Raw genomic sequence first — 5,132 nt, forward strand, 5'->3', positions numbered from 1 at the left:
TTTTTATTTCAATTACTTTTTCCAATTTCGCTAGTTCCATGTCGTTTTACATCTCTCCAAAAATAAAATGTATGTATTTCAGTATAGCCTACTTACATAATTAGTAAAAGTAAAATACGCATGTAAAATCTTACATATTTGAAAAAATAATATACTACTAACAAAAAAAGAAACTAGATTAAGCTTTCTTTTACAGATTATTGACGTTCATTAAGAATGAATAATTTTTCTAATGTTATATCTTTATAATTTGGAGCTCTCTTTATATGATTAAAATAACTGGCAATTGCAGCTGCTCCAAAATGCGCATGCCAAATATCATTTGTTTCTTTTTTACATTGAGAAATAATTGAAAGGCCGCCTTTTAAAATACTTTTGTTTTCCATTTTCTTTCTCCTCTAGTTAAAATCACTATATTTTCATCCTAAAGATGGTGTCAGTACAAATAAAATGTGATTCGATTCATCACTTTTATTCAAAAATCGATGCTTCACATTTGGTGGAATACGTACAACATCGCCTTCTTCTAAAAAATATTCTTTTCCCTCCAATTCTACGTACACTTCCCCTTTCATAATAACAGCAATCTCTTCCTTATCTTCATGGGAATAATGACTTTCTGTTGTGTTTGCTTGTTTATTTAAATCCATCATTAACATTTCAATACGTGCTTTCATAAAATCAGGTGTTAATACATCATATACAATGTGATCATTGTTTTCCCGATATACTTTTTTTCGATCTTTTTTCTTAGAAATGAGCGAATCTGTATCGATATCATTAATAAAAAGTGTAAACAGCGGTACATTTAATGCTTTTGCAATTAACTCCAAAACATTTAAAGAAGGATTAGCATGTCCTCTTTCAATTTGGCTAATTAGTGATGTACTAATCCCTGCATAATCAGCAAATTCACGAATTGTCATATTATTTTTCTTACGATAACTTAATACCGTTTGTCCAAGCCTATCATGTATCATAGTAAAACTTCCTTTCGTCCATCATAATGCATATTTCATTGTCTTTGTGCTGACATACTAAACAAAGGCAAATAATCCTTTCCTATTATCTCCGGGACTTATATACTTACCTTTGTACATTATATCGCATTAAGTTTATTATAATAAACAATCTATCGGAGGGACAAACTTTGAAATCACCTATTCTTTCATATTTCATCTTATTTTTTGGTGTATTCGCCTTATCAACTTCAGCAATTTTTGTAAAATTGGCAGATGCTCCTGCGACAATCATTGCTTTTTACCGATTATTCTTTGCCACACTGATCCTGTTACCGTTATTACTATTTAATAAAAATAGTCGAAATGAGCTAAAAACTTTAACGAAAAAACAATGGACATTCGGATTCACATCTGGGCTATTTTTAGCTGCACATTATGTACTATGGTTTGAATCATTACAATATACTTCTGTAGCAAGCTCTACAGTTATCGTAACGTTACAACCTTTGTTCTCAATGATTGGTGGTTATTTTTTATTTAAGGAGAGATTTACGAAAGAAGCGCTTATTGGTTGCCTCATCGCTATTTCAGGTAGTATCATCATTGGCTGGCAAGATTTCAAAATTAGTGGAGAAGCTTTATATGGAGATATTTTAGCATTTATCGCTGCCGGTATCATTACTGCTTATTTTTTCATTAGCCAACACGTTCGTAAAGATTTGTCACTTATACCATATTCGGTAATTAGTTATGGAAGTAGTGCTGGCTTTCTTAGCATATTTGCTTTCATGCAACAAGAATCTTTCATCCATTACTCTACACAAACTTGGTTGTGCTTTATTGGATTAGCTTTCATTGCTACAATTTTAGGACAAACCATTTTTAATTGGTTATTAAAATGGATGAGTGCTACTGTAATTTCAATGAGTATTTTAGGTGAAACAATTGGCACTTGTATGCTAGCGTACTTTATATTACATGAGACTATTTCTTTACAACAAGGACTAGGAATTACCGTTATTTTTATTGGTTTAGTATTATTTTTATTACAGCCAAATTCTAATGAAAAAGCATGACAGTATACTGTCATGCTTTTAACTATTCATTATGTACAATTAAACCATTCGGTCTAAAACGACTCATCATAATTTCATTAATAAACTTTCCGTGAGCTTTCAAATTCCCTATCTTTACTCCCTCTTCTAAAAATCCAAATTTTTCATATAAAGCTTTTGCTTTTGGATTCGTTTCTAACACACCTAGTTCTACTCTCTCTAACATTAACCAATTATCAGCCAGATCAAGCATCTTCATAAGAAGTGCTTTCCCAATTCCTTTATTATGATATTCACTGTCTACCCCAATGAATAAATCGCCTGAATGAGATCTTCGGCCCGGACTTTGTGTTAAACCTACAAATCCAACAACTTCTCCATCATATTCTGCAACAAATTCAAATTGATTTGGTGCTAAATTTCGAATTCTATTTTCCATAGCTTCTACACGCATGCTAGGTAAGAAAACCATATACGGTAAAACGTCATCCTGTATACATATACGATGAATTGCTCTAGCATCTTGTATTTCTACTGCTCTAACGTTGATCCCCATCTTTCTCTCCTCCATATAAATAACAATATATTTGTTTGTGTGTATTCTAGAAACGTGTATGAATGACCTTCTCACTCGTATTTCTTTATGTCATTTTTACATAATTATTTCGATATAATACTTAATTTCCAAAAAGATTAACAACTATATGGATTTGGTTAGCTTTTCGCCTCGTTATATAAATTAAGCAAATTTTCAATTGGAATACCATTTAGTTTCATGCCGACTATATTACAATTTTCTATTTCAATATTTTTCAGATTACTATTACTTATAGTGCTGCCTTCCAAATCACATTTATCGAATACAATAGGTTCCTTCTCATCTCCGAGACTTGTATTTTTAAATTGCACTCCACCTAAAGTCACCAAATTAAATTTACTGCCAGAAAGATTTAAATCTGCATATGATGACCATCTAAAATTTATATTTCTAAACTTTGATTGACTTACATTACAATTACTCATATTCATATTTATTATATTGCTACCAACAAATGAACTGTTTTTTAAATTCACTTGATAATACCCTGTATTCGCTAAATTACAGTTTTCGTATTGACTATTTTTCATATCTTTATTTGTAACTACACTCGCTTTGTTTGAGCTTGTTTTTATTCTTTTCACGTAACAATACTCATCTTCCGATTCAAAAATCATTTGGTAGCCCATCTTTTTATAAAAGTGATGATTATTAATTTGTCTACTAGATGTTTCGAGATCCCAAATCTTTATGTTTGGATATTCCTTTTCTATTAATTTCATAACATGTGATCCAATTCCTTTTCCTTGATAAACAGGATCTACAAAAATACGATCAATTCGACCGTACGACTTACCAGAAATCGTAACTATTATCCCTCCAATTATTTCTTTATCCATTACAACTTTGAAAGAATCCAATTCTTCAATGGAATATTCCATCATTTCAACTGAAGAATACCCTGGCGGTTGAATGTTATAATCAATGACATCATCTTGGCCGTATAGCCATTGTTTTGCTTCTGCATCAAATGTTCTTTTCATTATTTCTGTTAATTTCTCAGCATCTAAAATTGTAGCTTTTTCTATAGATATTCTCGTCATTTTCGTTTTCCCCTTCATTATTACAAACCAACCATTTTTGTGAATGCCATAATTATCAATTCACTTTTGTTTTTAATGCTTTTCCCATTATTACATATGGAACATCATTTGTACTTGGATGAAATGGCTCCAATATATTTATCCAATCTAATCTTTCATATAACGAACGTGCTTTTTCATTGTTTATTTGTGTTGTCAAAACACTTGTTCTATTTGGAATCCCTTCTAGTAATTCATTATGTAATTTCGTTCCAAGACCTTCATTTTGATATTGTGGGTGGACTGCTAACTCTACAAATTCAAAACAATCTTGTAACCATTCGTCTACTTGCTCTAGATGTAACGCTTCTCTCATTAATTGATTATAGTACTGTCCCTCCATTGAGCGATAACCATAAGTAAAGCCAACTACTTCATTTTCATCATTTATTGCTACTATACCTTTAAAACCTGTATATTCTATATGCCTATTCATTCGCTCGATTATTTCATTGAAATTTATTTTCTCAAATACTTTACAATACAATTTTGCCATATCCCCAATTAAGATTTCATCTTTTTCAATGCTTACGAATTTCACTTTATCCCCCCCTGTTAAACATTTACATACTTAAAATTTTAAAAACAAAGAAAATTAATACTAATCACTCTCTTTACTATTAAACTACAAATCACCCTATATTTTCCACAATTACTTAGTATTAATGAATAAAAGAAGAGACCATGTAATATCAACATGGTCTCTTCTTTTATTCATTTTCAATTTTATTCCGCTATTTGCCGGGCAGTAAGACCCCCATCTCAAAATTCAGCGAAAGCAAAGAAGTTAGGTGGGAGTTGGGCTAATAATCAGCGGGGCTGACACCCCACTGATTAAAGTTTCACTTTATATAATTAAAAATTAGATATTACTTAAGCCAATCGTTGCAAGTGTTACTTAACTGCTGTAAATCTTCTATAAATTGACTCGCATCATATCCATCACAAACCGAATGATGTACTTGCAATGAAACTGGTAGCATAACCTTATTTCCTTCGTTAAAATATTTCCCACAAGTTATAATTGGCAATAGAAAATTTTCATCATTATTAATATTAAGATTAAATCCAGTAAAACTAGTCCAAGGTATGCTAGAAATCGGAAATACATTAGGAGGAATATTTTCTTTCGTGAAAAGACCATGAACACTAGCATAGCATCTCATATCGTCTTCATAATTTTTATAGAAGGTACGGAAATCACTTGAATAATCCGTCCATATACTTGAAAAAGACTTATCATCTTTATGAAAGATTGTATAACTCGGTATCATTTCCTCCCAATAGCCTAAAACTCCTTCATCGTTAAAACATGTTCGAAATTTTTTATGATTATTTACTACTCTAGAAATTAAATATATAAAAACGGGATAAAATTTTATTCCCTTTTGATATACTTCCTCTAATAACATCGTGATATCAACATTAACAGTCA

7 protein-coding genes are annotated in these 5,132 nt (G+C 30.9%); 1 reads left to right on the forward strand and 6 read right to left on the reverse strand.

Going from position 1 to position 5,132, the window contains the following annotated elements; translation table 11 throughout:
• Positions 1–197: 197 nt before the first annotated feature.
• Positions 198–386, reverse strand: coding sequence for a hypothetical protein (locus tag ACQGSG_RS26375; RefSeq protein ID WP_058839124.1), 189 nt, complete (start codon positions 384–386; stop codon positions 198–200).
• Between the two features lie 33 nt (positions 387–419).
• The gene (locus tag ACQGSG_RS26380) at positions 420–980 is read right to left on the reverse strand and encodes a helix-turn-helix domain-containing protein (protein WP_000581029.1); all 561 of its coding nucleotides are present in this window, start codon (positions 978–980) and stop codon (positions 420–422) included.
• A 170-nt stretch (positions 981–1,150) separates the two neighbouring features.
• On the opposite strand from ACQGSG_RS26380, the gene ACQGSG_RS26385 reads away from it, so the two are divergent.
• Positions 1,151–2,038: a DMT family transporter gene (locus ACQGSG_RS26385; protein ID WP_098605363.1), complete on the forward strand. Its 888-nt coding sequence runs from the start codon at positions 1,151–1,153 to the stop codon at positions 2,036–2,038.
• A 22-nt stretch (positions 2,039–2,060) separates the two neighbouring features.
• Here ACQGSG_RS26385 and ACQGSG_RS26390 read toward each other — a convergent pair whose 3' ends face one another.
• The 4 genes from ACQGSG_RS26390 to ACQGSG_RS26405 form a co-directional block, all read right to left on the reverse strand.
• A complete protein-coding gene (locus tag ACQGSG_RS26390) occupies positions 2,061–2,573 on the reverse strand; it encodes a GNAT family N-acetyltransferase (protein ID WP_098221118.1) in 513 nt (170 codons plus the stop codon).
• A gap of 158 nt (positions 2,574–2,731) precedes the next feature.
• Positions 2,732–3,676: a GNAT family N-acetyltransferase gene (locus ACQGSG_RS26395; protein ID WP_142309460.1), complete on the reverse strand. Its 945-nt coding sequence runs from the start codon at positions 3,674–3,676 to the stop codon at positions 2,732–2,734.
• Between the two features lie 37 nt (positions 3,677–3,713).
• On the reverse strand, positions 3,714–4,238 hold the full coding sequence (locus ACQGSG_RS26400) for a GNAT family N-acetyltransferase (protein WP_000673964.1): 525 nt from the start codon (positions 4,236–4,238) through the stop codon (positions 3,714–3,716).
• 328 nt (positions 4,239–4,566) lie between these two features.
• The coding region (locus tag ACQGSG_RS26405; protein ID WP_426948399.1) for a CatA-like O-acetyltransferase at positions 4,567–5,132 on the reverse strand (566 nt) is incomplete at its 5' end.

The organism is Bacillus sp. GMa5/1 (assembly GCF_050172015.1).
GTDB lineage: Bacteria > Bacillota > Bacilli > Bacillales > Bacillaceae_G > Bacillus_A > Bacillus_A cereus.

Excerpts from the sequence above, each read along its gene's own strand:
- ACQGSG_RS26380 (WP_000581029.1), bottom strand. The coding sequence starts at position 980 with ATGATACATGATAGGCTTGGACAAACGGTATTAAGTTATCGTAAGAAA.
- ACQGSG_RS26375 (WP_058839124.1), bottom strand. The coding sequence starts at position 386 with ATGGAAAACAAAAGTATTTTAAAAGGCGGCCTTTCAATTATTTCTCAA.
- ACQGSG_RS26390 (WP_098221118.1), bottom strand. The coding sequence starts at position 2,573 with ATGGGGATCAACGTTAGAGCAGTAGAAATACAAGATGCTAGAGCAATT.
- ACQGSG_RS26395 (WP_142309460.1), bottom strand. The coding sequence starts at position 3,676 with ATGAAGGGGAAAACGAAAATGACGAGAATATCTATAGAAAAAGCTACA.